Source organism: Pseudomonas sp. KnCO4, assembly GCF_045344305.1.
Classification (GTDB): domain Bacteria; phylum Pseudomonadota; class Gammaproteobacteria; order Pseudomonadales; family Pseudomonadaceae; genus Aquipseudomonas; species Aquipseudomonas anuradhapurensis.
Map to the genome: position 1 here is coordinate 2,585,849 of NZ_CP174199.1, position 19,872 is coordinate 2,605,720.

A 19,872-nucleotide genomic window follows, 5' to 3' on the forward strand; every position below is an offset into this window, starting at 1 on the left:
CGGCTCAGAACCAGCTGGCGAGCAGGCAGGCCAACACCGCCAGCAGCGAACCGGCCATCACGGTGTAGCGCCGCTGGGCCCGGCGTGCATGGCACCTGACGGCGCGCAGGTATTCGCCAGGTGGCGGCGCATCGGGCCGCTGGCGCAAGCCCTCGGCAATATCGGCCAACTGCCCCTGGATCAGCAGGCCAGTCAGGTAATAGGTGCAGGCATAGCTCAACACAGCCAGAAAGACATAGCTCATGGCGAGTGTCGGCTCAGGGGTACAGCCACGGCACTGGCGTTGCTGGTGTCCAGCACGATCAGCCCTTCGCTGCGATCATCCAGGTTGGCCAGCAGGCGCCCTTGGCTGTCCCACGCCGCCGAACCACCAGCGCCGATGAATGTGTCGGCCGGCCCTACGCAGTTGGCCAGCAACACCGGCATAGCCAGTTGGCGAGCCAGCTTGGGATAGTGTGCGTAGCCCTCGCGAATGCCCTTGGCGGTTTTCGCCACGCTGACCAGGTAAAGGTCGGCACCTTGCTCCCGCGCGCTGGCCGCATGCGCCATGAACATCGATTCGTAACAGATTGCTGGTGCTATCCGGTGCGCTCCCAGTTGCAGCAGCAAGGCCTGGTCGCCCGGGGTGAACCAGGGTAGCTCATCGTCGTGCAGCCGCCGCTTGGCATAAGCCTGGCGCGCTACACCGGGGCTGAAGATCGGCATGCCGATGCGGATACCCTCGGCTGCCGGCAGTGGCAGGCCCACGGCTACGGTGATGCCAAGCCGGTCACAGGCGGCCTGCAGCGGGTCGAGTTGCGCGGCATTGACGGCCAACGCAGTCTGATGCGCAAGGGTTGGCTCATAGCCGCTCAGCGACAGTTCAGGGAACACTACCAGCTCCGCGCCAAGGGCGGCTGCCTGGTCGATACAGGCCAAGTGGCGTTCGAGGTTGGCTGGCACATCGCCCTTGAACGATGCCAGTTGTACGGCGCACAGCTTCATCAAACACCCTCCCTGGTCGAGGCCGAAACGCTGAGGATACGCTGCTCGGTGAGGTGCGATCCAGTGAAGGGTTTTTCAGCTAAGCGGGGGCGTGGCAACGTGTGCGACGCCCGTCGCCGAGCCGGGCCCTCGGCTGATCGAAACGCAATGCGACTGCGCGGCCGGGGTGGCTTGTGCCATGCTGTGGCTTAACCGGGCCATGCGCATGGCCCTTCAGGGCGGTACGCAGGTGTTGGCCCCAGCAGTGGCTCGGGCCTGCCGCAGCAACAGAGGACGAGTGTAATGGAACGGTTTCGGCGGGTGGCCGCCAATACCCGTGGGCGGGACCTGGCGGTGGGCGATATCCACGGTCACTTCCAACGCCTGCAGGCATGCCTTGAGGCGGTCGGGTTCGACCCGACGGTAGACCGCCTGTTCAGCGTCGGTGACCTGGTCGACCGCGGGCCGCACAGCGAGGCGGTGCTGGACTGGCTGGCGCAGCCCTGGCTGCATGCGGTGCAGGGTAACCACGAAGCCTTGGCGATCACCCGCCTGCGCGGTGGGCGGCTCGACCTGGACATGTATCGCGCGGCCGGCGGCGGCTGGTTTCTCGACCTGCCGCCGGGGGAGCAGTTGCGCTTCGTCGAACGTTTCGAGCAACTGCCGATCGCCCTGGAGGTGGAAACCGCCAACGGCCCGGTTGGCCTGCTGCATGCCGACAGTCCGTTTGCCGACTGGGAGCTGTTGCGTACCTGGCTGGAGCTGGATGACGACCCCGAGGTGCTGGAGGTGTGCCAGTGGTCGCGGCGGCGCTTGAAGGAAGGCGATACCCGGCCGGTGAAGGGCTTGCGGGCCTTGCTGGTCGGCCACACACCAGTATTGCAGGCGAAACAGCTGGGGAATGTCTGGCACCTGGATACCGGGGGTTGGGCCAGCGGCCATTTCAGCCTCATGGACCTGGCCACGCTGCAGTTGCTCAAGGCTGCGCCAGGTGCAGCAACAGCGCCATGGCCAACACCACCAGCATGACCCCTGAGGCCCGTTCCAGCCAAGGCAGGCTGCGGGCGAAACGGCGCAACACCAAGGGGTTGCCGATGGCCACGGCCACCAGCAGGTCCCACAGCAGCACGATGCTGAACATCCACACGGCGCAGGCTGCTTTCCAGCCGGCACTGGCGCTGCTGACCATGCTGGCCAGGCTGGCATAGAACAACCCATTCTTGGGGTTGAGCACGCCCGACAGAACACCCATGCCCAGGCTGCGCCACCAGCCTGCCACGGCCTGGTTAGCGGCCACGCTGCCCAGGCTGGTTTGCCCAGCGTGGCGCAGGAACAGCACGCCGAGGTACAACAGGTAGCCGGCACCGGCCAGTTGCAGGGTGCTGAACAGCAGGCTGCCTTGCTGGAGCACCGACAGGCCGGTGAAGGCCACGGCGATGAACATGCCATTGGCCAGGGCGATACCCAGGCAGGCGCCGCTGGCAACCCGCCAGCCACTGTTGATCGAGGTGCGCGCGACCAGGAAGAAGTCCGGGCCGGGGGAAAGCAGGGCGAGAAAGTGGGCGAGGGCGACGATCAGGAACGCTTGCATGGGTGGGCTGCTCTGGCGGAAAAGCCGAACTCTGTCCTGCGGCAGCCAGCCCGTATTGAACAATATTGCAAACCCGCTCGGCAGCAGCCGTCGGTATTGCTATTCAGCCGCCTCGATATTGCCCTGGGGTCACCCCCACGTGGGCCTTGAACACCCGCTGGAAATGGCTCTGGTCGGCAAAGCCCAGCCGGTAGGCGACCTCTGCCAGCGGCTGTCCTTCGCCCAGCAGCGCCCGGCCACGGTTGACCCGTGCGTTGATCAGGTAGGCATGCGGGGTAAAGCCGGTGGCCGCGCGGAAGGCGCGGATCAACTGGTATCGGCCGACCCCGGCCTCCCGGGCCAGTGCATCGAGGCTCAACTGTGCCGGGTCAAGGCCCTCTATAGCTGCGATCAACCCGCTCAACGCGCTCGCCCCCAGGGCGGGTGCCGGTGCCAGCGGTGGATGCGCGGTAAACTCCAGGTCAGCCAGGAAGGCAACCAGCGCGGCATCCTTTTCGCCGCTGCTGGCGTTGGAAAACAGCAAGCGGTTCAGCTCGCAGAACTGTCGGTATACCTCCGGGTCGCGACAGATGCGCGCCGGTTCACCGGGGCCTTCAGCGGGTCCTTCACCGGTCAGCGCCGACTCCTGGCGCAAACGGGCCAGCCAGTCGGCCGCTACATGCAGCATCTGGTAGCTCCAGGCTTGCCCGGGCTCGGGGTTGCAGGCATGCACGCGGCGGGCCGGGACCATGACCAGCGTGCCGGGGGTGAGGCGTTCCTGCCCGTTAGCGGCGCCGGTAAAGTGACTGATGCCAGCATCCACCGCGCCGATGGAAAACGTCGGGTGGCTGTGGGCCTTGTAGCAGGCCCGGCTATGGCAGGCGCGGCGGCTTTCGACATGCGGCAGGGCCGGGTCGCGCCACAGCGTGGCATGGGAACGGGGCATCATGGCAATCCTCGGTATGGCCGGCAGCTTATCAGGCGCGGCGCACCCATACAGTTTTTTCCGCTGGCTGTAACTTGACCGCCAGGCCCGTATCCGCCGCAATAGAAGCCTGTTCGCCAGAGGAAAGACAATGGACCTTTCAAGCCTGCTGCTGTTCATCCCCGCCTGCTTTGCCTTGAACATGGCACCGGGGCCGAACAACCTGCTGTCGCTGCACAACGCCAGCCGCTACGGCCTGCGCACGGCGTGCGTGGCCGGTGGCGGGCGCATCGTCGCCTTCAGCGGCATGATCGCCCTGGCTGCCATGGGCCTGGCCGTGGTGCTGCATACCAGCGAGTACCTGTTCCTGGCCATCAAGGTGCTCGGGGCAGGGTACCTGTTCTACATCGCCTGGCAGCTGTGGCGGGCGCCGGTGGGCGAAGCGCTGGTGGCCGCTGATCACCCGCGCGGCACCTGGCGCCTGGCGCGCCAGGAGTTCTGGGTGGCGGCCGGCAACCCCAAGGCGATTCTGATCTTCACCGCCTTCCTGCCGCAGTTCGTCTCGGTCGGCAGTGCCACGCCGGTGAGCGAGCAGTTCCTCTGGCTGGGGGTAATGTTCCTGCTGCTGGAATGGGCCGCCATCGCCATCTACGCCGGCCTCGGCGCCTACCTGCAGCGCTGGTTCAGCCAGCCCGGCCCACGCCGGCTGTTCAACCGGGTCAGCGCCTCCCTGCTGGGCTGCGCCGGCCTCGGCCTGCTGGCTGCGCGCCGCTAGGCGGCTATCAGTCGCGATAGAAGGTTTGCACCAGGTGATAGCCGAACTTGCTCTTGATCGGCCCGTGGACCACGCGCAGGGGCTTCTTGAAAATCACCTGGTCGATGGCGCCGACCATCTGCCCTGGGCGGATCTCGCCCAGGTCACCGCCGCGCTTGCCTGAGGGGCAGGTGGAGAATTTTTTTGCCAGGACGTCGAAAGCCTCGCCGTTGGCGATGCGCTGCTTGAGCTTTTCGGCTTCGTCAGCGGTCTTGACCAGGATGTGGCGGGCTTGGGCTTTCATGGCAGTACAGTACCTGTGCTTCGCGGGTGCAAAAGGCGCACATTATGCCCGACTTACCCCACTTGAAGCCATTACGCCTGCCCTGTAGGAGCGGCCTTGCGTCGCGATGGGCTGCGCAGCAGCCCCGGCAAACTGTGCTGCGGAGCTGAAAACCTGGGGCTGCTGCGCAGCCCATCGCGACGCAAGGCCGCTCCTACAATTGCCAGGCATAAACGTCAGCTTTGCAGTTCCTTGCGTCCGCGAAACTGCTCCAGTGCCTCAGGGTTGGCCAGGGCGTCGGTATTCTTCACCGGCAGGCCATGCACCACATTGCGCACCGCCAGCTCCACCACCTTGCCGCTGATGGTCCGCGGGATGTCATCGACCTGGGCGATCACCGCCGGCACATGGCGCGGCGTGGTGTACTGGCGGATCACCTGGCGGATCTGCTGGCGCAGGGCATCGTCCAGCTGCAGGCCGTCACGCAGGCGCACGAACAGCACCACCCGTACATCGCCGTTCCAGTCCTGGCCGATGGCCACGCTTTCCAGTACCTGCTCGACCTTTTCCACCTGGCGGTAGATCTCCGCGGTGCCAATGCGCACGCCACCGGGGTTGAGCACGGCATCGGAGCGGCCATGGATCACCAGCCCACCGTCGGCGCGCTGTTCGGCGTAGTCGCCCTGGGCCCACACCCCGGGGAACTGGCTGAAATAGGCGTCGTGATAACGGCTACGGTCCGGATCGTGCCAGAAGCCCAACGGCATGCATGGGAAATGGCGCGTGCAAACCAGTTCGCCTTTTTCGCCCAGCACCGGCTGACCGTGCTCGTTCCACACTTCCACTGCCATGCCCAGGCCCTTGCACTGGATTTCGCCACGGCGCACCGGCAGGGTCGGGTTGCCCAGCACGAAGCAGGAGACAATGTCGGTGCCGCCGGACATGGACGCCAGGCACAGCTCGGCCTTGACCTTGCGGTACACGTAATCGTAGCTGTGTGGTGACAACGGCGAGCCCGTGGACAGCAACAGCCGCAAGCTGGTCAGGCGGTGGCTCGTCGCCGGCTCCAGGCCGGCCTGCTCCAGCGCCGCCAGGTACTTGGCGCTGGTACCGAAGGCGTGGATGCCCTCGGCGTCGATCAGGTCGAGCAGGCGTTCGGGGCCGGGGTGGAAGGGCGAGCCGTCATACAGCACCAGTGTTGCACCCACGGCCAGGCCGCTGGCCAGCCAGTTCCACATCATCCAGCCGCAGGTGGTGTAGTAGAACAGCACCTCATCGGCCTTCAGGTCGTTGTGCAGGCCGTGCTCCTTGAGGTGCTGCAACAGCACGCCACCGGCGCGGTGGACAATGCACTTGGGCACGCCGGTGGTGCCACTGGAATAGAGGATATACAGCGGATGGTCGAACGGCAGCGGGGTGAAGCGCGGCTCGCCGCCGGGCTGGTAGAAGTCATCCCACAGCCTGACGCTGGCGGCCTGGAACTCGGCGGCGTGCGTACCACTGCGGGTATGGGGCACCACGACCAGCTGTTGCAGGCCGGGCAACTGCGCGCACACCTGGTTGACCTTGTCCACCTGGTCGATGTCTTTCCCGGCGTACTGGTAGCCGGCGCAGGCGATCAGCAGCTTGGGCTCGATCTGGCCGAAGCGGTCGATGATGCCGTGCACACCGAACTCCGGTGACGAGCTGGACCAGACAGCGCCGAGGCTGGTGCAGGCCAGCATGGCGACCAGTGTCTGCCAGGTATTGGGCATGATGGCGGCGACCCGGTCGCCCGGGACGATGCCGGCAGCCTTGAGGGCGTTCTGCAGCCCGGCCACCTGGGCGGCCAACTGGGCATGAGTGAACACCTGGCGTTGACCGTCTTCGCGTACGGCGACCACGGCAGGACGGTCGTCGCGGCGGCGCAGCAGGTGCTCGGCGAAACTCAGGGTGGCGTTGGCAAACCACTGGGCATCGGGCATCTGCGCGCCTTCGCGCAGCACCTGGCTCGGCGGGGTATGCCAGTGAACGTGGAAATAGTCGGCGAGGGTGTGCCAGAAGGCGGCGCGCTGCTCGATGCTCCAGCGGTGCAACGCCTGGTAGTCGTCGAGTTGCAGGTTGTAGCGCAGGTTGACCCAGCGGCGGAAAGCGTCCATCCGGCTGGCCGCGATCTGCGCCGTGGAGGGGCGCCAGAGCACATCGTTCATGCCGTACCTCCTGCTACTGCCAGATGTGGGCCTGAACCTGTAGGAGCGGCCTTGCGTCGCGATGGGCTGCGAAGCAGCCCCGGCAATTTGTGCTGCGAAGCTGAAAATCTGGGCCTGCTTCGCAGCCCATCGCGACGCAAGGCCGCTCCTACCTGAACGGTGTCTACTCTACTTTAGCCTTTTGCACGTCCTGCGATGCGCTCCAGATGCGATAACGTACTTCGACATCCTTGGGCACATACACCACCACCGGCAGCTTGCTGTTGTAGCGCAGCATGAAGCCCTCACCGACCACCGGTACGAAGGCCTCGGTCTTCTTGCCATCCGGGCAGGCCATCAGGGTGCTGGCCGGGCCACTGACCTTGTCCAGGCGGTAGTAGCTGTAGCCCCAGCCATCCAGCGTGCGTTCCTCCAGGCTGCCGCCCAGGCGCTGGCGGTTGCAGTCCACCGGCAGGGTCTTGCCGGCGAGGATTTCCAGTTGGTAGGCGGACTCATCGGCCTGGGCCGGCAGGTGAATGACCTGGCGGGTGAAGCCTTTGTCCGCCTCGGGGTAGGGCGCGACATCCTTCAGGCTGGCAGCTGACGCTTGCGCGGCAGCCGCCAGGGTCAGGGCCAGGATCGCGGTCATCGGGGTAGGGCGCATAGGGCCTCCTTGCAGATAAACGAATGCCAGGCCAGCGCCAGGTCCAGGCCGCCCCTCACTGGGCCAACCAGCCACCATCGACGTTCCAGGCGGCACCGCGAACCTGGCTTGCGGCCTCGCTGCACAGGAATAGTACCAGCTCGCCCAGGTGCTCGGGGGTAACGAAGGCCAGTGAGGGTTGCTTTTCCGCCAGCAGATCATGCTGCGCTTGCAGCGGGTCGCCGCCGTTGACGGCACGATCGTCGATCTGCTTCTGCACCAGCGGGGTCAGCACCCAGCCTGGGCAGATGGCATTGCAGGTGACGTTGCTGGTGGCGGTTTCCAGGCCCACCACCTTGGTCAGGCCGAGCACGCCGTGCTTGGCCGCCACATAGGCCGCCTTGCCGGTCGAGCCGACCAGGCCATGCACCGACGCGATATTGATGATGCGCCCCCAGTTGCGCGTGCGCATGCCAGGCAAGGCCAGTCGTGTACCGTGGAACACGGCAGACAGGTTGAGGGCGATGATCTTGTCCCAGCTTTCTGGCGGAAACTGCTCCACCGGCGCCACATGCTGGATCCCGGCGTTGTTGACGAGGATGTCGACGCCGCCGAACGCCTGTTCGGCCTGGGTGAACAGCGCCTCGATCTGGGCCACGTCCGACAGGTCGGCCGGGTGATGGACCACCTTCACCCCGTACCGGGCGATCTCGGCCAGCGCCGCCGTCGGGTCGCCAAAGCCATTGAGCACGATGTTGGCGCCCGCGCGGGCCAGCACCTGGGCAATGCCCAGGCCGATGCCGCTGGTCGAGCCGGTGACGAGTGCAGTCTTGCCGTTGAGGGTCATGCAATGCTCCTTAGACGATACCGGTGGCGTAGAACGTGGTGATGACCACGAACACCGCCAGGGTCTTGATCAGGGTGATACCGAAGATGTCCTTGTAGGCCTCGCGGTGGGTCAGCCCGGTCACCGCCAGCAAGGTGATGACTGCGCCATTGTGCGGCAGGGTGTCCATGCCGCCGCTGGCCATGGCCGCTACCCGGTGCAGCACTTCCAGCGGAATGTGGGCGGCATTGGCCGCGGCAATGAAACTGTCGCCCATGGCCGCCAGGGCGATGCTCATGCCGCCCGAGGCAGACCCGGTGATCCCGGCCAGCAAGGTCACGGTGATGGCCTCGTTGACCAGCGGGTTGGGGATGCCGCGCAGGGCGTCGGCCAGCACCAGGAAGCCCGGCAGCGAGGCGATCACCGCGCCAAAACCGTACTCCGAGGCGGTGTTCATGGCCGCCAGCAAGGCACCGGCCACGGCGCTCTTGCTGCCTTCGGCCAGGCGTGTGCGAATGGCGCCGAAGGCACACACCAGCACCATCAGGATGCCCACCAGCAAGGCCGCCTGAACCGCCCAGATCGCCGTCAGCTTGGCCACGTCGCTTTGCACCGGTGCGCTCATGCCAGGCAGCTGCAGGCTGTGGCTGGCGCCGTACCATTGCGGGATCCAGTGGGTGAACAGCAGGTTCATCACCCCCACCAGCAGCAGCGGCGACAAGGCCAGCCAGGGGTTGGGCAAGGCCAGGTCGGCGGCGGTTTCCGGTTCGTTGCGCAGGTTGCTGCCGTAGCCTTCCCCGGCACGTTGCGCCTTGTTGCGCTGGCGCTGCAGGTAGGCCATGCCCGCACAGAACACGAACAGCGTGCCGATCAGGCCCAGCCAGGGCGCGGCCCAGGCAGTGGTGTTGAAGAAGGTGCTGGGGATGATGTTCTGGATCTGCGGGGTGCCGGGCAGGGCGTCCATGGTGAACGAGAATGCGCCCAGGGCGATGGTGGCCGGAATCAGCCGCTTGGGAATGTTGCTCTGGCGGAACATCTCGGCGGCGAACGGGTACACCGCGAACACCACCACGAACAGCGAAACGCCGCCGTAGGTGAGCAGGGCGCAGACCAGCACGATTACCAGCATCGCCTGGCGGGTGCCAAGTACGCGGATGGCTGCGGCGACGATCGAGCGGGAGAAACCAGACAGTTCGATCAGCTTGCCGAACACCGCCCCCAGCAGGAACACCGGGAAGTAGAGTTTGATGAAGCCGACCATTTTCTCCATGAACACCCCGGTGAATGCAGGGGCCACCGCGGACGGGTCGGTGAGCAGCACGGCGCCGAGGGCGGCGATCGGGGCAAAGAGGATTACGCTGTAGCCACGGTAGGCTGCGAGCATCAGCAGGGCCAAGGCGGCGAGGGCGATGAGCACGGTCATCGGGTGGGTCTCCTGGGTGAGTCTTGTTTTTATCGGTGCCCAGGCTATAGCGGGAATCGTGCCAGTTTCTAAGCTATTGAATTTTATGGTGAATTTGTTTTTGCCTTGGTTTTGGTCTCTGATTTGAGATTTTTTGGGCCGCTTTGCGGCCATCGCGACGCAAGGCCGCTCCTACACAGGCATCCCTATAACCGGTAGCAGCGGGCTTGTGTCGCGATCGGGGGCAAGGTTTTGTAACGATCTCAAAATAGAAAACAAAGTCTCAAATCAGAGACCAAGCGCCACCATTTTCTTGTACAAGGTCGAGCGGCCCAGCCCCAACGCGGCTGCAGCCTCTGGCACATTTCCTTCGTGCTCGGCCAATGCCCTGGCAATCAACTCGCGCTCGAACTGCGCGCAGGCCTCGCGGTAGCTCTGGCGCAGGGGCGCCTGTGCCACCGGGCTCAACGGCCCCAAGGCCGTACGCAAGTCGCCAGCGCCGAGCCGCGGCTGGTCCGCCAGCAAGGTGGCCCGCTCCAGCACATTGCGCAATTCGCGGATATTCCCCGGCCAGGCATGTCGCGCCAGCAGTTGCTGCGCTTCAGGCTCCAGCTCGTGCTGGCTGCCCAGCTCGCTGAGGATGGCCTCGCACAGCGCCGGCAGGTCCTGCAGCCGTTGTCGCAACGGTGGCACCTCGATCGGCAGCACGTTGAGCCGGTAATACAGGTCGGCGCGGAACGCACCGCGGGCGATGGCTGCCTGCAGGTCGATCGAGGTGGCGGCAATGATGCGCACGTCGCTGCGCAGCATCTGGTTGGAGCCTACCGGCTCGTATTCCTTCTCCTGCAGCACGCGCAACAGCTTGCTCTGCAGCGCCAGCGGCATGTCGCCGATCTCGTCGAGAAACAGCGTGCCGCCCTCGGCCAGTTGCAGCTTGCCGCTGCGGCCCTTGCGGTCGGCGCCGGTGAAGGCGCCGGGGGCGGTACCGAAGAATTCGGCCTCCAGCAGCGTTTCCGGGATCGCTGCGCTGTTGATGCTGACAAAGGCCTTGTGCGCGCGCGCCGATGCTGCGTGGATGGCGTGGGCCAGCAGCTCCTTGCCGGTGCCGGTTTCGCCCAGCAACAACACCGGCGAATCACTGCTGGCGCCACGCCGGGCGCGGCGCTTGGCCTCCAGGCTGGCGGCACTGCTACCGACAAACTGGGCGAAGCTGTATTTAGCCTGGCGGGCGCGCAGCTGCGAGCGGGTCGAGGCCAGTTCCTGCTGCATGCTGGAGTAGCGTTTGAGCAGCGGCGACAAGCTGCGCAGTTGATCGAACAGGGCAAAGCCGATGGCGCCGATCAGCGTGCCCTGGTCATCGTGGATGGGCAGGCGCATGACCACCAGCGGCTCGTTGGGGGTATCGAGCATGTCGAGCAGGATCGGCCGGCCATTGTTCACCACCTCGCGCATCAGGCTACCCGGTATCACTGCTTCGCACGGCTGGCCGATGGCGCCGGCGGCATCGGCCAGGCCAAAACGCCGGGCATAGCGTTCGTTCATCCACACGATGCGTGCCTGGCGGTCGACGATCACCGTGCCTTCGCTGGACTGCTCGATGATCTCGAACAGCGAGCGGATCGCCAGTTGCCGTACCTGGGGGTAGTCCTTGAGGCTGTCGCTGTCGTGCATGGGTCAAGTTCCGAATCATGTAAAAGCAGTGCCGGCCTGTTCGCGGGTAAACCCGTTTCCGCCGGCTCAACGTGAAGGCTGAATCCTGTGCGGTACCTGTGGCAGCGGGTTTACTCGCGGACAGGCCAGGCGTGAAAACCTACCCTCTGGGGTCGAACGCCTCGCGCAAGGCATCACCGATAAACACCAGCAGCGACAGGATCAGCGCCAGTGCAAAGAACGCGGTAAAGCCCAGCCACGGCGCCTCCAGGTGTTGCTTGCCCTGGGTCACCAGCTCACCCAGCGAAGCGCTCCCGGCCGGCATGCCGAAGCCGAGAAAATCCAGTGCCGTCAGGGTCGTGATCGCCCCGGTCAGCATGAACGGTACATAGGTGAGCGTGGCGTTCATCGCATTGGGCAGGATGTGCCGCAGCATCACCTGGCTGTCCGGCAACCCCAGCGCCCGAGCCGCCTTGACGTATTCCAGGTTGCGCCCGCGCAGGAACTCGGCGCGCACCACATCGACCAGGGTCAGCCAGGAAAACAGCGCCATGATCCCCAGCAACCACCAGAAGTCCGGTTCGACAAAGCCGCTGAGGATGATCAGCAGGTACAGCACCGGCAGCCCCGACCATACCTCCAGCAGGCGCTGCCCGAGCAGGTCGACCCAACCGCCGTGGTAGCCCTGCAGGGCACCGGCCGCCACGCCGATGAGGACGCTGACCACGGTCAGGGCAAAGGCGAACAGCAACGATACCCGAGTGCCATACAACACCCGGGCCAGCACGTCGCGGCCCTGGTCGTCGGTGCCCAGCCAGTTGCTGGGGCTGGGCGGGCTGGGCGTGGGTACCTGCAAGTCGTAGTTGGGCGTATCGGCACTGAACGGGATCGGCGCGAACAGCATCCAGCCGCCCTGGTCGGCGATCAGTTGGCGCACGTAGGCGCTGCGGTAATCCGGCTGGAACGGCAACTGGCCGCCGAACTGCTGCTCGCTGTAGCGCTTGAGCGCCGGCACGTACAGTTCACCCTTGTAGCCCAGCAGCAACGGCTTGTCGTTGGCCACCAGTTCGGCACCCAGGCTCAGTAACAGCAGGCAGGCGAACAGCCACAGCGAAACCCAGCCAAGGCGGTTGCGGCGAAAGCGTTGCAGGCGACGGCGCGATAGCGGTGAAAGCATCAGTGCGCCCTCGTGTCGAAGTCGATACGCGGGTCGAGCAAGGTATACGACAGGTCGCCGATCAGGCGGATCAACAGGCCCGCCAGGGTAAAGATGAACAGCGTGCCGAACACCACCGGGTAATCGCGCGATAGCGCCGCGTCATAGCTCATGCGGCCCAGGCCATCGAGCGAGAAGATCACCTCGATCAGCAACGAGCCGGCGAAGAACACCGTGATCAACGCCTGCGGCAACCCGGCCACTACCAGCAGCATGGCATTGCGCAGCACATGGCCATACAGCACCCGGCGCTCGCTCAGGCCCTTGGCGCGGGCGGTGACCACGTATTGCCGGGCAATCTCGTCGAGGAAGGCGTTCTTGGTCAGCAGGGTCAGGGTGGCGAAGCCGCCGATGACCAGCGCGCCGACCGGCAGCACCAGGTGCCAGAAGTAATCGGCGACCTGGCCCAGCAGGCTGAGTTCGTCGAAGTTGTCCGAGACCAGGCCACGCACCGGGAACCAGTTGAGCGAGGTGCCGCCAGCGAACAGCACGATCAGCAACAGGGCGAACAGGAACGAGGGCAGGGCGTAGCCGACCACGATCAGCGCGCTGCTCCAGGCATCGAAGCGGCTGCCATGGCGTACCGCCTTGCGGATGCCCAGCGGGATCGAGACCAGGTAGGTGATCAGCGTCGCCCACAAGCCCAGCGACAGGGTAACCGGCAGCTTGTCGAGGATCAGCTGGGTGACCTTGGCGCCACGGAAAAAGCTGTTGCCGAAGTCCAGCCGGGCGTATTGGCCGAGCATCAGCCACAAGCGCTCGGGGGCGCTCTTGTCGAAGCCGTACTGGCGCTTGATCTCTTCGATCAGCTTCGGGTCCAGGCCACGGCTGGCACGGGACTCGCCATGCACCACCTCGGCCCGGGCAGCGGGCGCGCCGGCGCCAAGGCCTTGCAGGCGTGCCACCGCCTGTTCCACCGGGCCGCCCGGCGCCGCCTGGACGATGGCGAAGTTGACCAGCAGGATCGCCAGCAACGTCGGGATGATCAGCAACAGGCGCCGCAGAATGTAGCTGGTCATGGCGAAGCCTTCAGGCGCTCGGCCATCTGCGCATTGGTCAGCGCGCTGGGGCTGACCTCCCACCAGGTGTCCAGGCCTTCGTCATAGGCCGCCTGGACCTTGGGCCGGCCGAAGCGGTTCCACCACACGGTGGAGCTGCCCGGCGGGTAATAGTTGGGGATCCAGTAGTAGTTCCATTGCAGCACCCGGTCCAGGGCGCGGGCATGCTGCAGCATGTCGGCCTGGCTGGCGGCGCGCACCAGGCCGTCGACCAGGTGGTCCACGGCAGGGTCCTGCAGCACCATCAGGTTGTTCGAACCGGGGTCATGCGCCGCTGCCGAGCCAAAGTAGTTGTACAGCTCGGCGCCGGGCGACAGGGTAACCGGGTAGCCGGTGACGATCATGTCGTAGTCGCGTGCCATCAGGCGGTTGACGTACTGGGCCGAGTCGACATTGCGGATGTTCAGGGTGATGCCGATTTGCGCCAGGTTGCGCTTCCACGGCAGCAGCAGGCGCTCCATGCCCGCCTGGCCATTGAGAAAGGTGAACGCCAGTGGCGTGCCCTGGCTGTCGACCAGGCGGTCGCCCTGCGGGTGCCAGCCGGCCTGCTCGAGCAGGGCCAGGGCCTGCAACTGCTGCTGGCGAATGATCCCCGACCCATCGGTGACCGGCGCGCTGAATACCTTGCTGAAGACTTCGTCCGGCACCTGGCCACGCAGCGGCTCGAGCAGTTGCAGCTCACCGGCATCGGGCAACTGGCGGGCGGCCAGCGGGGTGTTGGAAAACACGCTCTGCTGGCGGATGTACAGGTTGCGCATCATCTGCCGGTTGCTCCATTCGAAATCCCACAGCATGCCCAGCGCCTGGCGCACCCGGCGGTCCTTGAACTGCGGTTGGTCAAGGTTGAACACGAAGCCTTGGGCAACCTGCGGCTTGGCCGGGCCCAGGTGGGCGCGCTGCAGACGCCCGTCATCCAGTTGCGCGCCGGCGTAGCCCAGTGTGTAGGCGGTGGCGGAGAACTCGCGATTGTAGTCGTAGCCGCCGCCCTTGAGCACCTGCCGCGCCACTTCGGTGTCGCCGAAGTACTCGATGCGCAACTTGTCGAAATTGTAGCGGCCACGGCTGACCGGCAGGTCCCGCGCCCACCAGTTGGGGTCACGCTCGAAGGTGATGCTGCGGCCATTGTCGATGCGCCCGATACGGTACGGCCCGCTGCCCACCGGCTTGTCGAAGCCGGCACCATTGGCGAAATCGCGCTGTTGCCAATCGTGCTCGGGCAGCACCGGCAGGCTGGCGAGGTCCAGTGCCAGGGTGCGGCCATGCCCGGGCTTGAGGTCGAAACGCACACGCTGCGGGCCTTCCACGGTTACCCCGGCCACATCGGCGAACTGGGTGCGGTACTTGAGGCTGCCCTTGTTCATCAGCAGCTCGAAGGTGAAGCGTACGTCTGCGGCGCGCACCGGCTGGCCATCGGCGAAGGTGGCCCGCGGGTCGATGTCGAAGCGCAGCCAGGCGTCATCCGGGCCGCGCTCCATGCGCCGGGCAACCAGGCCATAGACGGTATAGGGTTCATCGAACGAACGCATGGCCAGGGGCGCGTAGAGCAGGCCATCGACCTCGCTGACGCCGATGCCTTTGTCGATATACGGCAGGATATGGTCGAACTGGCCGATCTCGATGGCCGAGCGGCGCAGGATGCCGCCCTTGGGAGCGTCGGGGTTGACGTAGTCGAAGTGCTGGAAGCTGGCGTCGTAGCGGGGGGCTTCGCCGTAGACGGTGAGGGCGTGGCTGGGGGTGGCGTGGGCGTTGAAGGCAAGACCAAGCAGGAGCAGGCAACGCAACCACTGTGGCAGCGGGTTCACCCGCGAATGCGCCCGGGTAAGCAATCTTGTTGCCTGAGCTGGCACATTCGCGGGTGAACCCGCTGGCACGGAAGCCTTCATCGCCTGCGAGGGCTTAGTCCTGGCGGCTGGTCACTTCCAGCAGGTGGTAGCCGAACTGGGTCTTCACCGGGCCTTGCACGGTGTTGACCGGGGCGCTGAAGACCACGGTGTCGAACTCCTTGACCATCTGGCCCGGGCCGAACGAGCCCAGGTCACCGCCCTGGCGGCTGGACGGGCAGGTGGAGTTGGCCTTGGCGATTTCAGCGAAGTCGGCACCGGCTTCGATCTGCGCTTTCAGTTCGTTGCATTTCTCTTCGCTGCTGACCAGGATGTGGCGGGCGGTTGCACGGGCCATGGGTACTGCTCCTTGGGGGTAAAAAAGGCAAGCCTAGCGCACTTGTCCGGGGTATGTCTCGCCAGGCTTGCAAGCGGCCTACCGGAGTTTTTCCGCCGCCTGGCGCAACAGGGTCTCGGTCGACGCCCAGCCCAGGCAGCCGTCGGTGATCGACACGCCGTATGCCAGTGGGCCCTTGCCCAGCGCCTGGCAGCCATCGAACAGGTGGCCCTCGAGCATGACCCCGACGATCGAGCGGTCGCCGGCCAGGCGCTGGGCCAGCACGTTGTCGAACACGGCAGGTTGGCGCGCGGGGTCCTTGCCGCTGTTGGCGTGGCTGCAATCGACCAGGATGCGCGCCTGCAACCCGGCTTTGGCCAATGCCTGGCGGGCCATGGCGATGCTCTCGGCATCGTGGTTCGGGCCGGTGTGGCCGCCACGCAGCACCAGGTGGGTATCCGGGTTGCCCAGGGTCTCGATGATGGCCGGGTAGCCCTGCGCATCCATGCCGAAGTGGCGGTGCGGATGGGCAGCGCTGCGCATGGCGTCGCTGGCGATGGCGATGCCGCCGTCGGTGCCGTTCTTGAAGCCTACCGGCAGCTCCAGGCCACTGACCATTTCTCGGTGGATCTGCGATTCGGTGGTACGCGCGCCAATCGCGGCCCAGGCCAGCAGGTCATCGAAGTAGCCGGCGGCCATCGGTTGCAGCAACTCGGTGGCAATCGGCAGGCCGCGTTCGAGCATGTTCAGCATCAGCCCGCGGGACAGGGCGATGCCGGCATGCATGTCGTCGCTACCGTCCAGGTGCGGGTCGTAGGCCAAGCCTTTCCAGCCGACCGTGGTCCGGGGTTTCTCGACGTAGGCGCGCATCACCAGCAGCAGCTGGTCGTCGACTTCGCGGCTGAGGGCGGCCAGGCGATCGGCGTATTCCAGGGCCGAGCGCGGGTCGTGGATCGAGCATGGGCCGACGATCACCAGCAGGCGTTGGTCGTGGCCGTCGAGGATGTCGCGGATGGCCTGGCGGTGGGCATGGACTTGCTGGGCCAGTACGCTGGACAGCGGCATTTGCTGCTTGAGCAGGTGCGGGCTGGGCAGGCGCTGGCTGACGCTGGTATTGGCCGCTTGCGGCTGGGTCAGGGGCAGGGCGAGGCTGGAAGCTTGCATGGCGTTTTTCCCTGGGCGGACGGCGGGTTGTGGCCCGCGCTGTCGGCCCTATCGAGGTGTTCGACAGATCGTTGAATTGCTATTGGCTGCTGCATTGCCACCTGTGCAAGACCGAACGGAGGCGGCAGGCTGGCCCGAACGGGATTGGCTAAATCGCCAGGCGTAGGTGTTGGCGGCGTAATAAGTGGCGTAGTTCATGAATCGGTCCTCAATGTGAATCGGTGTCGTGCAAAGGCCAGAAAAGCAAAACCCCCGGTCGGGAGGCCGACCGGGGGTTTGAGTATTCTCATGTTCGGCGGCCCCTCGAAGGTGGGCGCCGTATGGGTAGCGGCGCCTAGTGGCTAAACCAATACCCGAAGTAATAGCTGGCAGGTGCCACGCAGCCGGCAACAGCCAGCACAGGGCGCAGGGTGCGACCGGTGTGGTTGGCGTGATTGCGGTTGTGTTTCGGCATGTTGCTCTCCAGTGAATGAGCCCGAGCTTACTTCAGTTAGGCCAGGCCATTCAATGAGTAAATGCTATCGCGGCGATCATTAGTTCTTGAACTGCCTGGTTCAATGCCCGTAGCGCCCGACCAGGCTCTGCGCGCCCAGCGCATGGCCTTGCAGCAACTGCAGCAGGCCGGTGCGGTCCAGGCCTTCGGGCAAGGTGCCTGGCGGCAGGTCGGTGGCGATCAGGGTCAATACGTAGTGGTGCGGGTTGTCGCCGGCAGGCGGGCAGGGTCCCCGGTAGCTGAGCGTGCCGCGCGAATTGCGCCCCACCGTAACGCGTTGCCCGGTGAGGCCGGCGGCGCCTTCCTGCAGCCCATCCTGGTCAGGGTGGATGTTGTAGACCAGCCAGTGGACCACTCCGAGGCCTTCGCCGCCGTCCGGGTCGAACAGGATCAGGGCCAGCGACTGCGTACTCGCGGGCAGGTTGTCCCAGCTCAGTTGCGGGCTGCGCTCTTCGCCCGCACCGCAGGCCGGGTCCAGGCCAACCTGCGGCAAGGCGATTATCCCGCCGTCGGTAAACGATGAGGAACTGATCGACAGTGCGCCCTGGCCAGCCGCGACAGCCAGCGGACTGCACGCTAGCAGGGTAGCCAGCAGCCAGGGGTTGAGGTGCATGGCGCACTCTCGCTGGGGCATTTCGGCGCACTATAGCCCAGCGCTGCCTCAACGGCTGTCCTGGTCCTCGGCATTGCCACCGGTATGGCCCGCGCCGGAGCCTGTGGCTTCACCGGTGCTGTTGGAGCCGCCAGCGGCGCCGTCGGCGGCATCGCTGTTGCTGCCGGTGTCGCTGCTGTCGTTGTCCTTGCTGCTGCCCGGGCTGTTGACGCTGCTGCCTTCACCGGCGGTCTTGCCACCGCTCTGATCGGCTTGCGGGCGGGTGTCGGTAGTGGTGCTCTCGCCAGCCGCGAGGCTGGTACCGGCCAGCGTGGCCAGGGCCAGGGCGAGGGACAGCGAAAGGGGACGAATGCGGATCATGGCAACACTCCTGGGCAGATGATCTGTCATTCGTTTGGCTGGGGAGGAGGGGCGCGGTGCCTTCGGCGCGACGAGTGGTAACGATGTAGCGCCTATCAGATCGAGCGCGCGCGGGCGGCGCTCGATCTGATAGGCAACGAAGATCTTCAGGCAAACACATCAAGCCCCAAGGCAGGACAGTCCTCTACACGTTTCCAGCGACGGTCGCCGGGGCTGCGTAGAGCCCCTACGTTCAGTGGCTTGCGCTGCGACCGCTGGGCACAGGCTCGGTGGGGGCCAGCGGTGGATGCTCCTGCGCTGCATGCATCAAGTCTTCAGTCACCCGCAATTCGGCACCGGTCGGCGAGAAGGTGGTCGACGCGGTGAACGGTGCCGGGTGCTCTGCGGCCGGGCGCTTGCCACGGCGCCACATGAAGAAGCACACCATGGCCAGGTTGACCACGGCAAAGGCCCAGAACAACCCGGCCTCGCCAAATTCGGTCATCATCGGCGAGATCGCCACCGGCGCCATGGCCGAGCCCAGCGAGTTGATCAGCAGCAGGCCCTGGATCATCGGCACCAGCGCATCGGACGGTGCCCGGTCGGCCGCATGGCTGACCGCCACCGGGTACAGGGTGAACACGCCGCCGCCGAGCAGGAACAGCATGGCCGGCAGCAGGGCCGAGTCCGACGGCAGGAACACCGTCACCAGCGACAGCAGCATGCACAGTGCCGCCAGGGCGATCAGCACATCCTGACGGTCCTTGCGGTCGGACCAGCGCCCGACCGGGTATTGCAGCAGCATGGCGCCGAGGATCACCCAGGCCATCATGTTGCCGACCTCACCGACATCCAGGCCGATGCGTTGCAGGTACAGCGGCAGCAGGGTGTAGATGCCGGCAATGGCCACCCCCGAGCCAAAGCAGCCGACCAGGCCCGACGGTGCCACGCCCAGCAACTGCCGTGGCTTGAGCGGTTCGACCTGGTCCAGCAGTGGCGACACCCGTGGCAGGATCACGATCGGCAGCACCGACAGCGCGGCCAGCACGCCAGCCAGCATGAACGGCGCGGTGTCACCCAGGTGGGTGATTTCGCCCAGGCCCGCCTGGGCGATCACCCCGGCCCCGTAGAAGGCAATCATGTACAGCGCCAGCAGGCGGCCACGGATCTTCGCATCGCCGGCCAGCAACAGCCAGCTTTCGATCACCAGGAACACGCCCACCGCCGCCCAGCCGTTGATCAGGCGCAGCAGCGACCACCAGGTGACCTCGTAGAACAGGCCTTGCAGCAGGATGGTCACTGCGATCAACGCGGCGAAGCTGGTGTAGGCGCGGATATGGCCGATGCGCAGGATCAGCCGGTCGTTGAAGATGGCCCCCAGGGTCAGGCCGATGAAGTAGGTCGACGAGACGACACCGATGGTAGTGGCCGATTCGCCGGCAGCGCCCAGGCGCAGGGTGGTAAGGGAAGACATGAAGCCGTTGCCCAGGGCGATGATGAACAGCCCGAGCAGGGGCGCCAGCGCCATGGCCAGCAAACGCGGAGACATAGGTACCTCGAGTGGGATCGGCCCGCCAGGGCGGCGGGCGAAAAGGACGCGCGATTCTAAGGGCTTCGCAGGTTTTGCCCAAGGGGGCCAGGCATGCGA

At 65.7% G+C, this 19,872-nt stretch carries 20 protein-coding genes; 2 read left to right on the forward strand and 18 right to left on the reverse strand.

Annotated features, from left to right (window positions below; all coding sequences use genetic code 11):
• Window positions 1-4 precede the first annotated feature (4 nt).
• Both ACJA3S_RS12230 and ACJA3S_RS12235 read right to left on the reverse strand, forming a co-directional pair.
• On the reverse strand, window positions 5-244 hold the full coding sequence (locus tag ACJA3S_RS12230) for a hypothetical protein (protein ID WP_406822036.1): 240 nt from the start codon (window positions 242-244) through the stop codon (window positions 5-7).
• Window positions 241-984: a carbon-nitrogen hydrolase family protein gene (locus tag ACJA3S_RS12235; protein WP_406822037.1), complete on the reverse strand. Its 744-nt coding sequence runs from the start codon at window positions 982-984 to the stop codon at window positions 241-243. Before ACJA3S_RS12235 ends, ACJA3S_RS12230 begins: the two co-directional genes overlap by 4 nt.
• A gap of 282 nt (window positions 985-1,266) precedes the next feature.
• On the opposite strand from ACJA3S_RS12235, the gene ACJA3S_RS12240 reads away from it, so the two are divergent.
• Window positions 1,267-1,992 (forward strand): metallophosphoesterase, encoded by a 726-nt coding sequence (locus ACJA3S_RS12240; protein WP_406822038.1) that lies wholly within the window; start codon window positions 1,267-1,269, stop codon window positions 1,990-1,992.
• On the opposite strand, the gene ACJA3S_RS12245 is transcribed toward ACJA3S_RS12240, so the two are convergent.
• Complete coding sequence (locus ACJA3S_RS12245; protein ID WP_406822039.1) at window positions 1,940-2,554, reverse strand: LysE family translocator; 615 nt, start codon at window positions 2,552-2,554, stop codon at window positions 1,940-1,942. The two genes, ACJA3S_RS12240 and ACJA3S_RS12245, sit on opposite strands and share 53 nt — an antisense overlap.
• 103 nt (window positions 2,555-2,657) lie before the next feature.
• Entirely contained in the window at window positions 2,658-3,479 is an 822-nt protein-coding gene (locus ACJA3S_RS12250; RefSeq protein ID WP_406822040.1) for an AraC family transcriptional regulator, read from the reverse strand.
• A gap of 130 nt (window positions 3,480-3,609) precedes the next feature.
• Here ACJA3S_RS12250 and ACJA3S_RS12255 point away from each other — a divergent pair, with 130 nt between their 5' ends.
• Window positions 3,610-4,233, forward strand: coding sequence for a LysE family translocator (locus ACJA3S_RS12255; RefSeq protein ID WP_406822041.1), 624 nt, complete (start codon window positions 3,610-3,612; stop codon window positions 4,231-4,233).
• A 7-nt stretch (window positions 4,234-4,240) separates the two neighbouring features.
• Here the strand turns inward: ACJA3S_RS12255 and ACJA3S_RS12260 are convergent, their stop codons facing one another.
• From ACJA3S_RS12260 to ACJA3S_RS12325, 14 genes are all read right to left on the reverse strand, one after another.
• Complete coding sequence (locus ACJA3S_RS12260; protein ID WP_013972552.1) at window positions 4,241-4,516, reverse strand: peptidylprolyl isomerase; 276 nt, start codon at window positions 4,514-4,516, stop codon at window positions 4,241-4,243.
• A gap of 215 nt (window positions 4,517-4,731) precedes the next feature.
• Window positions 4,732-6,684: an acetoacetate--CoA ligase gene (locus ACJA3S_RS12265; RefSeq protein WP_406822042.1), complete on the reverse strand. Its 1,953-nt coding sequence runs from the start codon at window positions 6,682-6,684 to the stop codon at window positions 4,732-4,734.
• A gap of 163 nt (window positions 6,685-6,847) precedes the next feature.
• Complete coding sequence (gene eco / locus ACJA3S_RS12270) at window positions 6,848-7,327, reverse strand: serine protease inhibitor ecotin (protein WP_406822043.1); 480 nt, start codon at window positions 7,325-7,327, stop codon at window positions 6,848-6,850.
• Between the two features lie 55 nt (window positions 7,328-7,382).
• Window positions 7,383-8,153 (reverse strand): 3-hydroxybutyrate dehydrogenase, encoded by a 771-nt coding sequence (hbdH, locus tag ACJA3S_RS12275; protein WP_406822044.1) that lies wholly within the window; start codon window positions 8,151-8,153, stop codon window positions 7,383-7,385.
• 10 nt (window positions 8,154-8,163) lie between these two features.
• Window positions 8,164-9,555: a GntP family permease gene (locus ACJA3S_RS12280; protein WP_406822045.1), complete on the reverse strand. Its 1,392-nt coding sequence runs from the start codon at window positions 9,553-9,555 to the stop codon at window positions 8,164-8,166.
• A gap of 267 nt (window positions 9,556-9,822) precedes the next feature.
• The gene (locus ACJA3S_RS12285) at window positions 9,823-11,205 is read right to left on the reverse strand and encodes a sigma-54 interaction domain-containing protein (protein WP_406822046.1); all 1,383 of its coding nucleotides are present in this window, start codon (window positions 11,203-11,205) and stop codon (window positions 9,823-9,825) included.
• Window positions 11,206-11,344: 139 nt separating this feature from the next.
• Entirely contained in the window at window positions 11,345-12,361 is a 1,017-nt protein-coding gene (locus ACJA3S_RS12290) for an ABC transporter permease (RefSeq protein ID WP_406822047.1), read from the reverse strand.
• Entirely contained in the window at window positions 12,361-13,419 is a 1,059-nt protein-coding gene (locus ACJA3S_RS12295; RefSeq protein WP_406822048.1) for a microcin C ABC transporter permease YejB, read from the reverse strand. Before ACJA3S_RS12295 ends, ACJA3S_RS12290 begins: the two co-directional genes overlap by 1 nt.
• Entirely contained in the window at window positions 13,416-15,341 is a 1,926-nt protein-coding gene (locus ACJA3S_RS12300; protein ID WP_406822049.1) for an extracellular solute-binding protein, read from the reverse strand. The genes ACJA3S_RS12295 and ACJA3S_RS12300 overlap by 4 nt, the downstream gene beginning before the upstream one ends.
• A gap of 13 nt (window positions 15,342-15,354) precedes the next feature.
• Window positions 15,355-15,636 (reverse strand): peptidylprolyl isomerase, encoded by a 282-nt coding sequence (locus ACJA3S_RS12305; protein ID WP_003258780.1) that lies wholly within the window; start codon window positions 15,634-15,636, stop codon window positions 15,355-15,357.
• 78 nt (window positions 15,637-15,714) lie between these two features.
• Complete coding sequence (locus ACJA3S_RS12310) at window positions 15,715-16,779, reverse strand: 3-deoxy-7-phosphoheptulonate synthase (protein ID WP_406822050.1); 1,065 nt, start codon at window positions 16,777-16,779, stop codon at window positions 15,715-15,717.
• Window positions 16,780-17,333: 554 nt separating this feature from the next.
• Window positions 17,334-17,885, reverse strand: a complete 552-nt coding sequence (locus ACJA3S_RS12315) for a YbhB/YbcL family Raf kinase inhibitor-like protein (protein ID WP_406822051.1) — start codon at window positions 17,883-17,885, stop codon at window positions 17,334-17,336.
• A gap of 48 nt (window positions 17,886-17,933) precedes the next feature.
• A complete protein-coding gene (locus ACJA3S_RS12320; RefSeq protein WP_406822052.1) occupies window positions 17,934-18,245 on the reverse strand; it encodes a hypothetical protein in 312 nt (103 codons plus the stop codon).
• A 232-nt stretch (window positions 18,246-18,477) separates the two neighbouring features.
• On the reverse strand, window positions 18,478-19,773 hold the full coding sequence (locus tag ACJA3S_RS12325; protein ID WP_406822053.1) for an MFS transporter: 1,296 nt from the start codon (window positions 19,771-19,773) through the stop codon (window positions 18,478-18,480).
• Between the last annotated feature and the right edge of the window lie 99 nt (window positions 19,774-19,872).